11 protein-coding genes and 1 pseudogene are annotated in these 17,508 nt (G+C 71.2%); 6 read left to right on the top strand and 6 right to left on the bottom strand.

The genetic code is table 11. The features are described from left to right. Positions 1 to 58 precede the first annotated feature (58 nt). Positions 59 to 1,093, top strand: a complete 1,035-nt coding sequence (locus Val02_RS18430; protein ID WP_203900326.1) for a DUF418 domain-containing protein — start codon at positions 59 to 61, stop codon at positions 1,091 to 1,093. Here the strand turns inward: Val02_RS18430 and Val02_RS18425 are convergent. The 5 genes and pseudogenes from Val02_RS18425 to Val02_RS18405 form a co-directional block, all read right to left on the bottom strand. Beyond that, positions 1,086 to 2,015 (bottom strand): hypothetical protein, encoded by a 930-nt coding sequence (locus tag Val02_RS18425; protein WP_203900325.1) that lies wholly within the window; start codon positions 2,013 to 2,015, stop codon positions 1,086 to 1,088. The genes Val02_RS18430 and Val02_RS18425 overlap by 8 nt on opposite strands. Before the next feature lie 149 nt (positions 2,016 to 2,164). Next, on the bottom strand, positions 2,165 to 3,133 hold the full coding sequence (locus Val02_RS18420) for a hypothetical protein (protein WP_203900324.1): 969 nt from the start codon (positions 3,131 to 3,133) through the stop codon (positions 2,165 to 2,167). 239 nt (positions 3,134 to 3,372) lie between these two features. After that, positions 3,373 to 5,460, bottom strand: a pseudogene (locus tag Val02_RS18415) (OmpL47-type beta-barrel domain-containing protein); the annotation flags it as partial. A 41-nt stretch (positions 5,461 to 5,501) separates the two neighbouring features. Continuing rightward, positions 5,502 to 9,455 (bottom strand): ThuA domain-containing protein, encoded by a 3,954-nt coding sequence (locus Val02_RS18410; RefSeq protein WP_203900322.1) that lies wholly within the window; start codon positions 9,453 to 9,455, stop codon positions 5,502 to 5,504. 26 nt (positions 9,456 to 9,481) lie between these two features. Then, positions 9,482 to 10,495, bottom strand: coding sequence for a multicopper oxidase domain-containing protein (locus Val02_RS18405; RefSeq protein ID WP_239153129.1), 1,014 nt, complete (start codon positions 10,493 to 10,495; stop codon positions 9,482 to 9,484). 205 nt (positions 10,496 to 10,700) lie between these two features. On the opposite strand from Val02_RS18405, the gene Val02_RS18400 reads away from it, so the two are divergent. After that, the gene (locus Val02_RS18400) at positions 10,701 to 12,098 is read left to right on the top strand and encodes a hypothetical protein (protein ID WP_203900321.1); all 1,398 of its coding nucleotides are present in this window, start codon (positions 10,701 to 10,703) and stop codon (positions 12,096 to 12,098) included. Between the two features lie 201 nt (positions 12,099 to 12,299). On the opposite strand, the gene Val02_RS18395 is transcribed toward Val02_RS18400, so the two are convergent. Further along, entirely contained in the window at positions 12,300 to 12,797 is a 498-nt protein-coding gene (locus Val02_RS18395) for a hypothetical protein (RefSeq protein WP_203900320.1), read from the bottom strand. A gap of 166 nt (positions 12,798 to 12,963) precedes the next feature. Here Val02_RS18395 and kdpF point away from each other — a divergent pair, with 166 nt between their 5' ends. From kdpF to Val02_RS18375, 4 genes are read left to right on the top strand one after another with little or no spacing between them, the layout of a single operon-like run. Then, positions 12,964 to 13,053 (top strand): K(+)-transporting ATPase subunit F, encoded by a 90-nt coding sequence (kdpF, locus tag Val02_RS18390; RefSeq protein WP_203900319.1) that lies wholly within the window; start codon positions 12,964 to 12,966, stop codon positions 13,051 to 13,053. Continuing rightward, entirely contained in the window at positions 13,053 to 14,714 is a 1,662-nt protein-coding gene (kdpA, locus tag Val02_RS18385; RefSeq protein ID WP_203900318.1) for a potassium-transporting ATPase subunit KdpA, read from the top strand. The genes kdpF and kdpA overlap by 1 nt, the downstream gene beginning before the upstream one ends. Further along, entirely contained in the window at positions 14,711 to 16,723 is a 2,013-nt protein-coding gene (gene kdpB, locus Val02_RS18380) for a potassium-transporting ATPase subunit KdpB (RefSeq protein WP_203900317.1), read from the top strand. The genes kdpA and kdpB overlap by 4 nt, the downstream gene beginning before the upstream one ends. Then, the gene (locus Val02_RS18375) at positions 16,723 to 17,505 is read left to right on the top strand and encodes a potassium-transporting ATPase subunit C (RefSeq protein ID WP_203900316.1); all 783 of its coding nucleotides are present in this window, start codon (positions 16,723 to 16,725) and stop codon (positions 17,503 to 17,505) included. Before kdpB ends, Val02_RS18375 begins: the two co-directional genes overlap by 1 nt. Positions 17,506 to 17,508: the final 3 nt, after the last annotated feature.

Below are 17,508 nucleotides of genomic sequence, written 5' to 3'. Positions count from 1 at the left end.
ATCGGAAGCCGACGAAGGTGGGCAGAAGCGCCAGGCGTCACCCCGGCAGGGTGAAACGGTGACCGCCGACCGCGCCGACCTCTCCACCGCCGGCCCGCGCATCCACGCGCTCGACACGCTGCGCGGCTTCGCCCTCTGCGGCATCCTGATCGTCAACATCTACCAGCAGGTGGTGTTCCGCGGGGCCGCCGCCGGCTCCGCACCGAGGATGCCGCTCGCCGTCCAGCTGCTCTTCTACGAGCGGTTCTACCCGATCTTCTCGATCCTGTTCGGGGTCGGCTTCGGCATCTTCCTGCGCCGTGCGGCGCTGCGGACCGACCGGCCGCGGCTGGTGCTGGCCCGCCGGCTCGGCTGGCTGTTCCTGATCGGGCTGGCGCACTTCGCGTTCCACCCGGGCGAGGCGCTGACCGCGTACGCGCTCGCCGGTCTGGTGGTGCTGCTGCCGTTGAGCCGCGCCGGCGGGCGGGTCGCGCTGGCCGTGTCGCTGGTGCTGCTGTTCGTCGGGGCGCAGCTGGTCGTCGGCTACGGGCCGATCCCGGGGCTGCTCGCGCTCGGCTACGCCCTCGCGATGCTGGAGGTGCCCGCCGCGCTCGAGCGCCGTACGGGCCGCGTCGCCGTCGGCTTTCTGGTGTTCGGGACACTCGCCGTCGCCTGGATCGCGTTGCGCCTCGCCGACGTCGCCATTCCTTTCTGGAACGTCGTGGGCGGGCCCGGCGGCGGCGTGAGCCTGCTCGGCCCGCTGGCCGGCGTCGCGACGGGACTCGCGTACTGCTGCGGCCTGCTGCTCCTGCTGCGCACCCCGGCCGGTCCGGCCCTGTCGGCGGTGCTCTCCCCGATGGGCCGCATGGCGCTGACGAACTATCTCAGCGCCACCGCGCTCTTGCTGACCCTCGGGCCGCCGCTGGGCATCGACAGCACGCGGGACCTGCCGCGGATCGTCGGCCTGACGGTGGGGATCCTGGTGCTGCAGGCGGCGTGGAGCGCGTGGTGGCTGCGCCGGTTCCGCTACGGGCCGGCGGAGTGGGCGTGGCGCTGCCTCACGTGGTGGCGCCGCGCCCCGATCCGCCTGCCGTCGCCCGCGCCGGTCAGCTGATCCGCGCGCTCCAGTTGGCGAGGTCGTTCTGGGTCCAGCGCAGCCGGGAACCGCAGGCGAGGTCGATCCAGTAGTACGAGGCGCCGGTGCTCGCGGAGGCGTTCTGGTAGGTGCCGTTGACCCGCACCTGGATGCCGCGCGCCTCGAACGTGCGACCCGCCATCGTGGCGCAGTAGTAGCCGAGGCCGGTCGACGGGTTGCGGGTCACGTAGGGCTCGAAGACGTCCCACCCGTTCTGGCCGATCTGGCTGGTGCCGGACTTGGCCCAGAAGGTGTCCCAGCGGCCGTTCTTGAAGTTGTACAGGTACGCCGTCCAGGTGTTGGTGGCGGCGTTGGTCTTCTGGATGTCGATGCTGTACGCCGGCAGGCCGTTCACCGGGGTGGTGTACGTCGAGACGAAGTTCGCGTTGAGCGGGACCTCCTTGCCGACGCCCGGGTTGTCGGTGCACCAGTCCCAGGCCCACAGCGCCGGGGCGTCCCAGGTGTACGCCGTGGTGATCTCCAGGCAGGCACTGCTGGGCGGCATCAGGGTCGGCGCGTACACCACGTCGCCGACCCGGGTGCGGTCGCCGGTGCCGTAGAAGACGGTGTGCGTGGCGCGGATGGCCGTGGACTGCGACTGGCGGCTGAAGTAGGTGCCGGCGGCCGGATGTTCCTGGGCCGCCACGGTCACTCCACCGGCGCGGGCCAGCGCGCGTTCCCGGTGCGCCGCCTGGGCCTCGACCGAGGCGCGAATGTCGGCCCCGGTGCGCCCGGGAACGACGCCGCCGAGGGGGGCGTCGCCGGCGCCGGCGACCTCCGGCCTGGGCAGCGTGGGACGGGTGTCGGCGTGGGCGGCCGCGGGTCCGACGCTCGTGGCGGCGGCCAGGCCAACGGTGAGGGAGAGGAGTCCGGAGGTGAGTCTGCGCAGAGCTGACGACATGTGGGCCCGCCCTTCTGGGACTGCACGGTGCGCGCGACGCTATCGACGAGCATCGTTACATGTCAATGTTTCAGTACTGCGCACACGGGAACGCCGGCCACCGCAGCGCGGCGACCGGCGTTCCCTCTCCCACCCCGAAATGGATCGTCCTACAGGTCGGCCGGCCCCTTCGCGTCGGCGGCGCCGGTCGCCTTGTCTCGGCGCGCCGCGGCCCGGTCGTCGCCCGTGGCGTCGCGACTGGTGCCGCCCGCGCTGCGGGCCGCCGCACCGGCCGCGGCCGTGTCGCCCACGACGCCGCCGCGGATGCGGTTGTTCGTGGCGACCCGGGCGGCCGGGTTGTTGCCGCTCACCTGGAGCTGGCCGTTGATGATGTTGTCGTCGAGGGTCACGCCGCCGGTGGTGTTGGTGATGCTCACGTCCCGGTTGAAGTAGCCGCCGGAGGCGCAGCCGTCGAGGCTGCCGTTCGGGCCGAGCTGCACGCCGCCGCGGTTGCCGGCGAACGTCGAACGGCCCTGCACCGCGCTGCCGCACACGACGCTGCCGGTCGAGTTGTTCAGCACCGACAGCGTGCCGTCCACGAACGAGTCGTGCACGTCGGTGTAGTACGCGCCGTTGGTGCTGACGTTGCCGGTCACCCGGGTGAGCCGGTCCAGCCGCACCTCGCCGACCTGTGCGTTGACCACACCGTCCACTGTGGAGTTCTCCACGAAGAGGAAGCCCTCGACGGTGGCCGAACCCTTGGGGCGCAGCGTGACCCCGCCGCTGCTGCTGTCCTTGATGAACACCCCGAACCCGCCGGCGGCGAGGACGGTCCCGCCGCTGATGGTGGTGTTCGTGGCGTCCAGGTAGCCGTCGTTGGCGATTTCGACCTCGCCGCGGATGGTGCCGTTCTGGACGACCAGGCTCGCACCGGCGGCGACGCGGACGTTGCCGGTGATGGTGGTGCCCGCGAGCGCGCACGACTCGCCGGCGGGGACGACGAGGTCGTTCGGCACGGTGACCGCACCGCCCTCGCCGACGCAGTACGTCACCAGGGCCGCGTGCGCGGCGGTCGGTGCGATGAGGACGGAAGCGGTGGCCGCCAGGACGGCCAACGACACGACGGTCTTTCTTGGCATCATGGTCTCCCCAGTGATGTTCAGGTACCGATGGACGAACGGGCGGCGGCGCGCACGATCGCGCCCTGCTCCCGGCGGGTCAGCACGCCGTTGGTGACGAGCGTGCCGGTGACCGCCTCCACGTGGCGGACGAAGGCGGCGTGGTCCGGGTAGCTCGCCCGCTCGGCGATGAGGTCGTTGATCGTGCAGCCGTTGCCGGTGTCGACGTTGGCCACACCCGTGTCGAAGCCGTCGATGACCACGGTCGGCCGGTCGTCGGAGTTGGGGCAGGCGTCCCCGCTGGGCTCCACGACCGTGAACGTCACCGACTTCTCGGCGGCGACGTTGCCGGCGTTGTCCGTGGCGCGGTACCGGACGGTGTGCGCACCCCGGGCGGTCACGATCACGGCGGCGGTGTAGAGCGTCCAGCCGCCGCCGTCGACCGCGTACTCGACCGTCTTCACCCCGGAGCCGTTGTCCGTGGCGGTGACGGTGACCGTGGCACGGTCCAGGTACGCGCCGTTCGCGTCCCGGTTGCCGGTGACCGTGGCGGCGGTCTCCGGCGCGGTGGTGTCCTCCACGGGCGGCGCCACGACGGTGAACGACACACTGCCGGTCGCCGACGTGTTGCCCGCGTTGTCGGTGGCCCGGTAGCGCACGGTGTGCGCCCCGAGTGCCGTCACGACCACCGGTGCCGTGTAGGTGACGAAGGCGCCGTTGTCCAGGGAGTACTGCACCGAGGCGACCCCGGAACCGCTGTCCGAGGCGGTCACCGTGACGGTGGCGCTCGCGACGTAGTTCCCGCCCGCGTCCCGGTTGCCGGACACCGTCGCGGTGACCGTGGGCGCCGTGGTGTCCTGGGCGACGACCGTGAACGACACGCTGCCGACCGGCGACGTGTTGCCCGCGTTGTCGGTCGCCCGGTAGCGCAGGGTGTGCGCCCCGGGACCGGTCACCACGACCGGCACGGTGTACCGCGCGAACGCCGCGTTGTCGAGCGAGTACTCCACAGTGGACACCCCGGCACCGCTGTCCGAGGCGGTCACGGTGACCGTGGCGCTGCCGACGTAGTTGCCGGAACCGTCGCGTTCACCGGCCACGCTCGCGCTGACGGTCGGCGCCGTGGTGTCCTGGGCGACGACCGTGAACGACACGCTGCCGACCGGCGACGTGTTGCCCGCGTTGTCGGTCGCCCGGTAGCGCAGGGTGTGCGCCCCGACCGTCGACACCACGACCGGCGCCGTGTAGGCGACGAACGCCCCGTTGTCCAGCGAGTACTCCACAGTGGACACACCCGAGCCGCTGTCGGACGCCGTCACCGTCACGGTGGCGCTGCCGACGTAGTTGCCGCTGCCGTCCCGGTTGCCGGACACCGTCGCGTTCACGGTCGGCGGGGTCGTGTCGGACGGCGGTGCGACCACCGTGAAGGAGGCCATGCCCTCGGGAGACACGTTGCCCGCGTTGTCCGTGGCCCGGTAGTGGAACATGTGCGCGCCGAGCGACGACACGACCACCGGCGCCGTGTAGGCCGTCCAGGCGCCGCCGTCGAGCTGGTACTGCACGCTCGCCACCCCGGAACCGCTGTCGGACGCCGTCACCGTCACGGTGGCGCTGCCGACGTAGTTGCCATTGGCATCCCGGGTGCCGGTCACGTTCGCGTTCACGGTCGGCGGGGTGGTGTCGGAGGGCGGTGCCACCACCGTGAACGTGCTGGTCCCCTCCGGCGACACGTTGCCGGCGTTGTCCGTGGCGCGGTAGCCGACGGTGTGCGCGCCGAGCGCCGAGACGACCACCGGTGCGGTGTAGGGCGTCCAGGCGCCGCCGTCGAGCCGGTACTCCACAGTGGACACACCCGACTGGGCGTCGGAGGCGGTCACCGTCACCGTGGCGCTGCCGACGTAGTTGCCGTTGGTGTCGCGGGTGCCGGAGACCTGTGCGCCGACCGTGGGGGCCGTGACGTCCGGCCCGCCGTTGGTGACGATCAGCTCGCCGACCATGCCGCTGTGGCCGGGCAGCGAGCAGAAGTAGCGGTACTTGCCCGGCGTGAGCGTCACCGTGGCGGTGTGCCGCCCGTTGTTGGCGTCCAGCGGGTTCGCCAGGATGTTCAGGTTCACGTCGTGGTTGTAGCCCTCGGCCGAGGTGTCGAAGGTCAGCGTGTGCGACATGAACATGTCGTTGCCGGTCGCCTCGCTGTTCTCGAAGACGATCGTGGTCTCCCCGGCGACGGCCTGCGTCGGGAAGCTGAGGTAGCGGGTGATGTCGTCGTCGGCCGTCCAGGTGAGGGTCTGGACGGCGGCGGCGGCCCGGGGCCCCGGGGGCGACGCGATCGCCGCCACCCCCGGAACCATCGAGACCAGCAGGAAGAAACCTGCTAAGGCATAACGGAATCTCACAGTGTGCGCACCCTGATGTTGCGGAACTCGACGAGGTCGGAGTCACCGTGGTTCTGCAGGCCGACGAAGCCGCTGAGGAACTGCCGCTGGTCGGTCGGCGGGTCACCCGCCCGGGAGGACTGCTTGCCCGGCGTGTTGTCGAACTCGTTGATCACCACGCCGTTGCGGATGATCGTGTAGTGCTGCCCGACGACGCGGATCTCGTACTCGTTCCACACGTTCTTGGGCGTGACACCGGCCGCGCTCAACGGGTTGGGATCGAAGTTGTAGATCGAGCCCGTCTTCTGCGGCTCACCCGTGTCGCCGTCGTAGATCTGGATCTCGTGCCCGCAGTAGATGGCGACCCAGGCCTGCGACGTCCGCGCCGAACCGGTGGTGCTGCACGCATCCGTGCGCTGCTCCAACGGCGTGCGCGGATCCGGGAACCGGGTGAAGGCGCCGGTGTTGGCCCGACCCGTGCCCGGTGCGATGTCCTTGAACTGCAGCTTCAACGAGAAGTCCCCGAACTGCTGCTTGTAGTACCACAGCATCCCGAGCCCGCCGAACGACCGCATGGACCCGTCCGGCTGCACGGTGAACCCGCCGGCGGGTGCCATCGTCCAGTTCCGGAACGACTGCTGCGTCCCGTCGAAGAGCGGTTCGTAGCCGCGATGGCCGGCCCGGCCGATGTCCGACGACGCGGCCGCGCGGACCAGGTTGCCGCGTTCGCGACCGGTCAGCACGCCCTCCTTCTCCAGGCGGTCGGCCACGGCGGTCACGTGCCGCACGAAGCTGTCGTGATCCGCCCAGGTGCTCTCGTCGTCGATCAGGTCGTTGATCGTGCAGCCGCCGCCGACGGTGTCGTTCTGCACACCCGTGTCGGTGCCTCCGATGTGGACGGTCGCCCGGCCGTCGGAGACGAGGCAGCCCACGTTGACCGAACTCTGCACGGTGGCCGTCTCGCCGTCGGCGTAGGTGACGGTGAGCTTGACCGTGTACGTGCCCGGCTTGGTGTAGGTGTGCCGCGGGTCGGCCTCGGTCGACGTGGTGCCGTCGCCGAAGTCCCAGCGCCACGAGACGCCGCCGGACTTCGTCCCGTTGAACTGCACGGTCAGCGGCTTGTTCTGGATCGCCACCTGGGTGACGGCCGGCGCCGGCGTCGGCGCACCGCCCTTGTAGGTGACCCGGCTCATCTTCTGCCACGCCTGGAGGCTGAAGAAGCCGCCTCCGTAGTCGAGCAGGTACAGCGCCCCGTCCTTGCCGAACTTCGCGTCCATCCAGGTGTAGATCTGGGTGTCCGAGGTACCCCCCGGGATGATGGCGCGCAGCGACTCCGCGAACGCCGGCGGCTGCGCGGTCGCCACGCCCGCCTTGTCGACGGTGACGGCGATCCGGTTGGCGGCGTTGCCCTCGTCACCGATGAACCACTTGCCGTCCCAGTACGACGGCCACGCGACGCCGCTGTTGGTGTCGACCTGGCTGCGGTGGTACGTCGGGCCGCTCATCACGGCCTGGTTGCCGCCGCGCAGGTACGGCTGGGTGTAGGTGGCCTCGGACGCCTTGTACGACGGGATGCCGTCCGGGCGCAACGGGAAGACCGGGCCGCCGCCGTCCGGCGAGTACCAGATCATGTTGTCCTTGACCGGCGGCAGGTCCACCAGACCGGTGTTGCGCGGCGAGTTGTTCTTCGGCGCGTTGCAGTCGTACCAGCCGGTCAGCACCGTGGCGTCGGTGTTGCTGCGGTCGCGGTACGGCTGCCGGTTGCCCATGCAGTACGGCCAGCCGTGGTTGCCCGCCTCGGTGATGATCGTGGCGGTCTCGTACTTCGCCGGTCCCCGTTCCGGGTCGGGCGACTGGGCGTCGGGGCCGACCCAGGCGGCCGTCAGCCAGTTGTTCACCGGGTCCCACTGCAGGCGCGCGATGTTCCGCACGCCCATCACGTAGATCTCCGGGCGGGTCTTCTCGGTCCCGACCGGGAAGAGGTTGCCCTGCGGGATCGTGTACGTGCCGTCGGCCTCCGGGTGGATCCGCACGATCTTCCCGTTGAGGTCGTTGGTGTTGCCGGCCGTGCGGCGGGCGTCCTGGAACGACACGCCCTTGTAGTCCTGCGTCCAGTTGTTGCCCGAGTAGCCGCCGGAGCCCTCGGAGGAGTTGCTGTCACCGGAGCCGACGTACAGGTTCCCCTTGTTGTCGAACGTCATCCCGCCACCGGCGTGGCAGCACGAGTGGATCTGCACCGGCCACTGGATCAGGTCCTTGCGGGTGGCCTGGTCGAGGGAGTTCGTCGCCTTGTCGTAGGTGAACCGGGAGATCGTGCGCTGCCCGATGCGGGTGTCCCGGTCGATCGACGCGTGCGGCATCCAGTACGTGTAGATCCAGCCGTTCTGCGCGAAGTTCGGGTCGGGGACGATGCCGAGCAGCCCCTCCTCGTTCTTCACCAGTTCGCCGCCGCTGCCGCGGTTGCCCATGACGGGCAGCGTGGTGAGCAGCTTGGTGGTCTTCGTGGTCGGGTCCCAGCGGTGGATGGTGCCGCAGCCGAGGCCGACGTTGGGGTCGTTCCAGTCGGCGATCGGGCCGCTCGGGCAGGCCGCCTTGCCGACGTAGAAGATGCCGCCGTCGGGCGCGACCGTGAGCCCGTGCGGCTCGCCGATCTGGTCGAGCTGACCGGTCTGGTTGGGGGCGGTCAGGCGTTCCACCTTGTAGTTGCTGGCGATGGTGGCCTGGCAGTCGCCGCGCTCGACGCCGGAGGTCCAGCGCAGCGCCCCGGCGAGGTGCTTGGTGAAGTCGGCCTCGTCCCAGCTCTCCGCGGTGTGACCCATGCCGGTGTAGAAGGAGCGGCCGCCCTCGTAGTCGCGGCACCAGGAGACCGGGTGGAACGCCCCGTTGGCGCCCGATCCGGCGTTGTAGTGCCGTTCCTCGACCTGCGCCACGGTGTGCACGGTGCCGACCGGGTTGGGATCCCAGTTGTACCAACGGTCCGAGCGCGTGATGGTCAGCGGCAGGCCCTCGGTCGACGGGTGCTGCCGGTCGAGGATGTCGACGACCGCCCGGTTGACGGCGGGCGACGGCGGCGGCTCGACGGATCCGGTGAACAGCCGCAGGTCGGCCAGCTGGATGATCGGCTCACCGGCGTTGGCCGTGATGTTCAGCCGGTAGTGCAGGTAGGCGCGCGTGTTGGCGAAGTTGAACCGCCGCGTCTGGAACGGGTGGTCCGGGAACGCCTCGTTGGTGCGCCGGTCCAGATCCGTCCAGTCGGTGCCGTTGTCGGAGCCCTGCAGCGTCCAGTCCTTCGGGTTGCGGCCGATGAAGTCGTTGGCCGACGTGAGCGCGTAGCCCGTGACCGCCTTCGCGGCCGGCAGCCGGAACGCCGCCCAACCCGTGTTGGCGAACACCAACCACTTGGTGTTCGAGTTGTTGTCGATCAGCTTCTCTTTGGTCTCGTTCGGCGGGTTCTCGCCGCTGGCGGTGACCGCGGAGACCGGTTCCGGAGAGGAGATCGAGCCGACCGGGCGGGTGCCGATGAGGCCGGTGAACCACGTCGAGTCCGGCTGCGCCTTGGCGGCGTCGCCGACCCCGAGGAAGCCGCCGCCGTTCTTCATGTAGTCCTGCAGCGCGCTCTCGTGCTCACGCGTGAGCGCCGCGCCGTTCGACGAGAGGAAGACGACGGCGCGGTACTTGGCGAGGTTCTCGGCGGTGAAGACGTTGGGGTCGCTGGAGTCGGTGACCGTGATGCCGGTCGCGCCGGCCAGGTCACGGATGCGTTCCGCGGCGCGGGCGACCGGGTCCTGCTGCTCGGCGGCGGGTCCGTGGAAGACGAGGACGGACAGCGGCGGCGCGTCGGCGGCCGCTGCCGGGGCGGCCGGTGCGGCGGACACCGGCAGTGTCGGGACACCGGTCACCAGTGCGGCGACCGCGGCGAACGTTACCTTTGCCCGCCACGACCTTCGCCGTCCTGTGGGCGGCAGATCCATGTTCGCAGGCTCCTTCCGGTCTGGGGTCAACCGTGGACGTGCGGCTGCGCCTGGGCCGGCGCCGCCGCGGGGGTGTGCACGTGTCCGTTGAAGCGGTCGATGGCCTCCTGCGCGCCGGCGGGCATGCTGCCGTCCGCGTTGCGCACCAGGAAGAGGCCGACCATCCCGCCGTCGGAGTGGTTCTGGACGTGGCAGTGGTACATCCACACACCGGGGCCGACACCCTCGCCGGCCAGTACCTGGAAGCCGAACGAACTGCCCGGGTTGATGTCCTTGTTGTCGATGACCTGACTCGGGTCGGTCGGGCCCTCGAGCATTCCCGTGCGGTTGTCGGCCCACCTGTGGGCGTGCAGGTGGAACGTGTGGAAGAACTCGCCGTGCGCGATCACCAGCCACTCGACGCGTTCGCCGAGGTTGGCCTCGAACATGGGCGTGTTCGGTGCGAGCCGGTTGTTGATCTGCGTTCCGTTGAAGACGACGGTGTACTGCCGGCGCGGCAGGATGTCGCCGCGCCGCCGGACGATCAGCGCGCCGTACAGCCCCCGGATGAGGCCGGCGGTGCCGTGGTCGTTGCCCATCGCGTGGTCGTGGTAGTGCCAGTAGCCCGCGCTGCCCGGCATCCACCGGCGCCCCTCGGCCTGGAACATCTCCCGCGACTTCCACACGTAGGTGCGGGTCTCACCGGGGTTGTTGAAGGAGCCGTTGAGCGGGGCGCCGTCGTTCTCCACCGTGTAGTCCACGCCGTGCGGATGGATCGACAGCCGCTTGTCGGTGGTGTTGACGAGGGTGATCTCCATCGTGTCGCCCTCGTACATCTCCAGGATCGGCCCCGGCACCGTGGCCTGTCCGGGGGCCAACCCGTAGCCGATCATGTTGGTGCCCGCGATCGCCTCCGCGTACATCGTGATGCGGTGCGTCGCGCCGGCGGCCCGTTGCGCGGGAACCTCCGCGGCGGCCTGCCCGGTACCACGCAACCCGAGCATCGCGGCCGGCACACCGACGCCGAGAGCGCTGCTCGCGAGGACGTGACGACGCGACACCAACCGTTTGAACAGCCCGGACGGTAACTGCTGGCCCAATGCATCCCCCTTCGGGATAGCGGGTCCCTGTGGGTGTGGGGCAGAACTTATGTTCAGCGCGAACAAAAGTAAAGACGCTCGTAAATAAAGTTCGAGATCGATCGCGCGCAAGTTCTACTACGGATGTTGAAACGCCGAGGTGGCAGCGCTCCGGTACTGTGCGCGCGTGCATGATCCCGTAGAGAAGTTGCGCGCCGACGGGTGGGCCGTCGCGACGCACGAGGGACGCTGGTTCCCCTTAGGACTGTTCGCGGCGGTGGCCGAGGCGCTGGACACCTGCACCGCCGACTTCCCGGAGAAGGAAGAGGCCCTGTCGATCCTGACCCGGCCGGGGCGCGACGACACGAAGTTCCGGGTGGTGCTGCTGCTCCTGGAGCGGGCGCCGCTCGCCGTGCGGCTCACCGACGTCGACCTCAACCGGGACGCGGACGGGTTCGCCGACCCGAGCTTCGAGGAGGCGATCGACCGGATGCGGGCCGCGGCGGACACCGGCCGCGTCTTCGTCGAGGAGGCGCCCGCGCCCCGGGAGGCGCCGCCGCTCGACGGACTTTCCGATCAGGAGACGGAAACCCTGCTGCAGGTGGCGCTGGCGACGTTCCCCCTGAGGGAACGGGACGTGGCGGCGGTGGTCGACGGCTACCCGGCCGGGACCACGGCGGGCCTGGTGGAAAAGGGTCTGCTGGAGCAACGGCCCGACGGCGTCGTCGTCCCCCGGCACATCGCCGAGGCGCTCGCACCCCGGCAGGGCGAACGCCGCGACGACCGCCACGAACGCGCGATCACCATGCACTACGGCAACATCCGCAGCGGCGACCGCTCCTACCGCGACTACGTCGCCGTCACCCGCCACCTGGCCCAGGTGGACGGCATGGGCGACCTGACGAAGTTCGCGCTCGACGTGACCAAGCGCAGCCGCGACCTCGCGGGGGCGGCGCTGCTCGGCGAGGTCGTCGCCGTGGTGCCCGCCGGCAACGGCCACTACCTCCCCCTGCGCGAACGCCAGATCACCACGCTCATCGCCCTCGGCTTCCCGAAGGCGGCGCGCGAGGCCGGCCGGCGCACGCTGCGCGACGTGAGCGCCTGGGCCGAGACGTACCCCGAGCGCGACCCGGCCCGCTTCTGTCTCGGCGCCGCGCACAACATCTACGGCGTCGCGCTGCTCAACGACGGCGACCCGGCCGCCGCCGAACCGATCTTCACCCGGACCGTCGACATCTACCACGAGCTGTGCGCGGAACACCGCACCTCGATCGAGGCGCACCGCCGGCTCGGCTGGGCGCTGGAACACCTCGGCGACGTGTACCTCAACCTCGACGGCGTCGACGAGGACGACCTGCTGCGCACCCTCGCCGAGTGCGTACACGTGCGCAGCCAGCTCTTCGAGGCCTCGCCCGACCCGGACACGGCGCTGGCCGCGTCGAACGCCCTCAAGCGGCTGGCCGAGCACTCCGACCCGGACAACGCCGCGCGCTTCCGCGGCACCCGGCTCGCCATGCTGACCGCGATGGCCGCCGCCCACCCCGACGACGAGGACCTGCTGGCCGAGCTGGCCGACGCCCGGTAACTCCGCACGCCGGCGCTTCCTGGAGGGGTCGAGCGCCGCGATCCGCTCCGCGTGCCCTCCGGTGCGGCCGGCGCTCCGCTCGCTCAGCGTCGTTGCGGCTGCGCTGCCGCGTCCGCGTCGTCAAGTACCGGGGCCGTACGCCGGTCACGAGCCGGCTTTGAGCTGCGGATGTCCCCGGTACTTCCGGACCACCCCGGGCGCCTACCGGAGGGCGGCGCGCTCGTCGACGTGGTGCGTCGGGTCGCCGAGGAACGCCTCCGCCGCCACCGGACCGTACGCGAGGTTGAGCGTGTCGAGGCGGTAGCTCCACGCCCCGCCCCGCGCGGCCGGCCAGGAGAAGCGGTAGTTGACCTGCCAGCGCACCCATTCGCCGGGGGCGAGCCGGACCGCCGGTGGGCGACTCCTCCGGCGCGGCGCGCCCCACGACGTCGCCCGCAGCTCCACGCGCAGCCGCCCGTCGGCCTCGCTCAACCGCACCGCCGACGTGTAGGCCCCGGTCACGCCCGTCGGGGGCCCGTCGCGAAGGGACTCCCGGGGCGTGAAGCCGTCCGCCTCGTCCATCAGCACCTCGTGGACCGCCGGACCGGTCAGGGGCGGCAGCACGAAGCCGACCGGGACGGCGTTGCGGCGGGCGGCCGCCGGGCCACCCCGGGACGCCTTGGTCCACGAGGTGCGCACCCACTGCGTGACTGCATCCACGCCACCGAGCATCGCACGCCGCCGGGGCGTAGGGATTTCGTCAAGAGGCCTGCCCGGGTGCCGGGCCGCGGGCCTTCACTTGCCGCATGAGTGACCTGATGTTCGTCCTGCTGACGATCGCGACGTTCGCGCTCCTGAGCCTCGCGGTCCGGGCGGTGGAACGGCTGTGAGCGCCGAGAACCTCGCCGGCCTCGTGCTCGCCGTCGCGTTGACGGCGTTCCTGGTGGCCGCGCTGCTCTTCCCGGAACGGTTCTGATGGGGCCCGGGGTCGCGGGCGGGCTCTTCGTCGGCTCGCTCGCCCTCGCGATCGTGCTGGTGTACCGGCCGTTCGGCGAGTATCTGTACCGGTCGGTGACCGCGCCGGCGCACACCCGCGTGGAGCGCACCGTGTACCGGCTCGTGGGCGTCGACCCGGAGCGCGAACAGTCGTGGGGCGGCTACGCCCGCGCCGTGCTCGCCTTCTCGGCGGTCTCCACGATCGCGCTGTACCTGTTCCAGCGCGTGCAGCAGCACCTTTGGCTCAGCCTCGGCAACGCCGCGGTGGAGCCGGCCCGGGCGTGGAACACGGCGATCAGCTTCGTCACGAACACGAACTGGCAGTCGTACTCGGGTGAGTCGACGATGGGCCACCTCGTGCAGATGGCCGGCCTGGCCGTGCAGAACTTCGTCTCCGCGGCCGTCGGGACAGCCGTGGCCGTCGCGTTCATCCGCGGCTTCGCGCGCACCAGGACGGACCGGCTGGGCAGCTTCTGGGTGGACCTGACCCGGATCGTTCTGCGCGTGCTGCTGCCGGTCGCCGCGCCCGCCGCCGTCGCGTTGATGGCCGCCGGCGTCGTGCAGAACCTCGGCGCCGGCACCGACGTCGGCACGCTCGCGGGCGGCACGCAGACCGTCACCGGTGGGCCGGTCGCCGGCCAGGAGGCGATCAAGCAGCTGGGCACGAACGGCGGCGGCTTCTACAACGCCAACAGCGCGCACCCGTTCGAGAACCCGACCGCGTGGACGAACTGGATCCAGCTCTTCCTGGTGCTGCTGATCCCGTTCTGCCTGCCGCGGGTGTTCGGGCGCATGGTCGGCGACAAGCGGCAGGGGCTGGCGATCGCCGCCGTCATGGCGACGCTGGCGATCCTGAGCGTGGCGGCGGTGAACGCGTTCCAGCTGAACCCGTCCGGCACCGTGCCCGCGGCGGTCGGCGCGGCGACGGAGGGGACGGAGACCCGGTTCGGGGTGTCCCAGTCGGCGACCTTCGCGGCGCTCACCACGCTCACGTCGACCGGTGCGGTCAACTCGTTCCACGACTCGTACACCGCGCTCGGCGGCCTGGTGCCGATGGTGAACATGATGCTCGGCGAGGTGGCGCCGGGCGGGGCCGGCTCCGGCCTCTACGGCATGCTCGTGCTGGCGGTCATCACCGTCTTCGTGGCGGGGCTGATGGTCGGCCGCACGCCGGAGTACGTGCGCAAGAAGATCGGCGCGCGGGAGATGACGTTCGCGTCGCTGTACCTGCTGACCACACCGGCGCTGGTCCTCGTCGGCACGGCCGTCGCGATGTCCTGCGCCGACGCGCGCGCCGCCATGGCGAACGACGGCCCGCACGGCCTCTCCGAGGTGCTGTACGCCTTCACGTCGGCGTCGAACAACAACGGCTCCGCCTTCGCCGGCCTGGGCGTCGACACGACCTTCTACAACACGGCGTTGGGGCTGTGCATGGCGTTCGGGCGGTTCCTGCCGATCGTTCTCGTGCTGGCGCTGGCCGGCTCGCTCGCCCGCCAGCACCCCGTTCCGGCCTCGGTCGGCACGCTGCCCACGCACCGGCCGCTCTTCGTCGGCATGGTCACCGGCGTGACGGTGATCGTCGTGGCGCTCACGTTCCTGCCGGCGCTCGCGCTCGGCCCGCTCGCGGAGGGGTTCCGATGAACCATCTGTTGTACGCCCTGCGCAAGCTGAACCCGTTCGTGCTGTGGCGCAGCCCGGTGACGTTCGTGGTGGAGGTCGGCTCGGCGTTCACAACCGTGCTCGCCGTGCTGCGGCCGAGCGTCTTCGCCTGGGCGGTCACGATCTGGCTGTGGCTCACCGTCGTCTTCGCCAACCTGGCGGAGGCCGTCGCCGAGGGGCGCGGCAAGGCGCAGGCCGACTCGCTGCGCAGGGCGCGCCGGGACACGACCGCGCGGCGGCTCGTCGGGGACGGGGAGGAGGAGGTGCCGGCGAGCGCGCTCCGGCCGGGCGACACCGTGGTGGTCGAGGCCGGGCAGATCATCCCGGGCGACGGCGACGTCGTCGAGGGCATCGCGAGCGTGGACGAGTCCGCCGTGACGGGCGAGTCGGCACCGGTGATCCGCGAGTCGGGCGGCGACCGCAGCGCCGTCACCGGCGGCACGAGGGTGCTGTCGGACCGCATCGTCGTGCGGATCACGCAGAAGCCCGGCGAGAGCTTCCTCGACCGGATGATCGCCCTGGTCGAGGGGGCGAACCGGCAGAAGACCCCGAACGAGATCGCGTTGACGATCCTGCTCGCCTCGCTGACCCTCGTCTTCCTGCTGGCCGTGGCGACCGTACAGCCGCTGGCGATCTACTCGGCGGCGGGGCGCCCGTCCACTGTGGACGGTGTGACGCTCACGGCGGACGGCGTCACCGGCATCGTGCTGGTGTCGCTGCTGGTGTGCCTCATCCCGACGACGATCGGCGCGCTGCTGTCGGCGATCGGCATCGCCGGCATGGACCGGTTGGTGCGGCGCAACGTGCTCGCCATGTCCGGCCGGGCCGTCGAGGCGGCCGGCGACGTCGACACGCTGCTGCTGGACAAGACCGGCACCATCACGCTGGGGAACCGGCAGGCGAGCGACCTTCTCCCGGCCGCCGGCACCACCGCGGCGGAACTCGCCGAGGCCGCGCACCTGTCGAGCCTCGCCGACGACACCCCGGAGGGCCGCAGCATCGTGACCCTCGCGAGTCGGGACACCGCGGCGGTGGACGCCACCTATGTGCCCTTCTCCGCGCAGACCCGGATGTCCGGCGTCGACCTGCCGCGCCGGAGCATCCGCAAGGGCGCGGCGAGCGCCGTCCTGAAGTGGGTGCACGACAACGGCGGCAGCACGAGCGAGGCGGTGCGCTCCACTGTGGACACGATCGCGACGCACGGCGGGACGCCGCTCGTCGTGGCCGAGCACGTCCCCGGCGGGCCGGCCCGCACGCTCGGCGTCATCCACCTCAAGGACGTCGTCAAACCGGGCATGCGGGAACGCTTCGACGCGCTGCGCCGGATGGGCATCCGCACCGTCATGATCACCGGCGACAACCCGTTGACCGCCCGCGCGATCGCGGCGGAGGCCGGCGTCGACGACTTCCTCGCCGAGGCGACACCCGAGGACAAGCTGGCCCTGATCAGGAAGGAACAGGAGGGCGGCCGCCTCGTCGCGATGACCGGCGACGGCACCAACGACGCGCCCGCGCTCGCCCAGGCCGACGTCGGCGTCGCGATGAACTCCGGCACGTCGGCCGCGAAGGAGGCCGGCAACATGGTCGACCTCGACTCCGACCCGACGAAGCTCATCGAGATCGTGGCGATCGGCAAGCAGCTGCTCATCACGCGCGGGGCGCTGACGACGTTCTCCGTCGCGAACGACATCGCCAAGTACTTCGCCATCATCCCGGCCATCTTCGCGGCGGTGTACCCGGGCCTCGACGCGCTGAACGTCATGCGCCTCGCCAGCCCCGCGAGCGCCGTCCTGTCGGCGGTCGCCTTCAACGCGCTCGTGATCGTGGCACTGATTCCGCTCGCCCTGCGCGGCGTGCGGTACTCCCCCGGCGACGCCGCTTCCCTGCTGCGCCGCAATCTGCTGGTCTTCGGCCTCGGCGGCCTCGTGGCGCCGTTCGTCGGGATCAAGCTCATCGACCTCGTCGTCCAGTTCGTCCCCGGGATCGTGTGATGCGCAACCATCTCGCGGCGCTGCGCGCGCTGCTCGTGTTCACCCTGCTGCTCGGTCTCGCCTACCCGCTGGCGCTCGTGGCGGTGGGCCGCATCCCGGGCCTGTCCGGACCCGCCGACGGTTCGCTCGTGACCCGCGACGGCCGCCCGGTCGGGAGTGTCCTCATCGGACAGTCCTTTGTGGACGGTGCCGGGAACCCGCTGCCGCGGTACTTCCAGTCCCGCCCGTCGGCCGCCGGTGAGGGCTACGACCCCACGGCCACCGGAGCCGGCAACCAGGGCCCGGAGAGCCTGAAGCTGCTCAACGAGGTGTGCGCCCGCAGTCGGGCGGTCGGCGAGCTGGAGGGCGTCGACGGCGGCCGCCCGTACTGCACACCCGGCGGCGTGGGCGCGGTGCTCGCGGTCTTCCCCGATCACGCGGTCAGCCTCAACGAGGCCTGCCCGGCGACGCCGTTCGTCGCCACCTACGGCGGCGTGCCGGTCGAGTGCGCGCGGCCGGACGGCGACTACCGCGCGGGGATCGTGACGCCGGTGCGCGGCAGTGCGCCGGAGCGTCCCGCCGTTCCCGCCGACGCGGTCACCGCGAGCGGCAGCGGCCTCGACCCGCACATCAGCCCGGCCTACGCGCACCTGCAGGCGCGTCGGGTCGCCCGGGTCCGCGGCATCTCCGAGCAGGAGGTGGAACGCCTCATCGAGCGCCACACGACCGCCCGCGCACTAGGCTTCCTCGGGGAGCCGGGTGTCAACGTTCTGCTGCTCAACCTCGCGCTCGACGGGAGGTAGCAC

The sequence above is a fragment of the Virgisporangium aliadipatigenens genome (assembly GCF_016863615.1).
Lineage (GTDB): Bacteria > Actinomycetota > Actinomycetes > Mycobacteriales > Micromonosporaceae > Virgisporangium > Virgisporangium aliadipatigenens.
The sequence above is the reverse complement of the archived record's forward strand: the minus strand, read 5'-3'. Positions and strand labels throughout refer to the sequence as shown.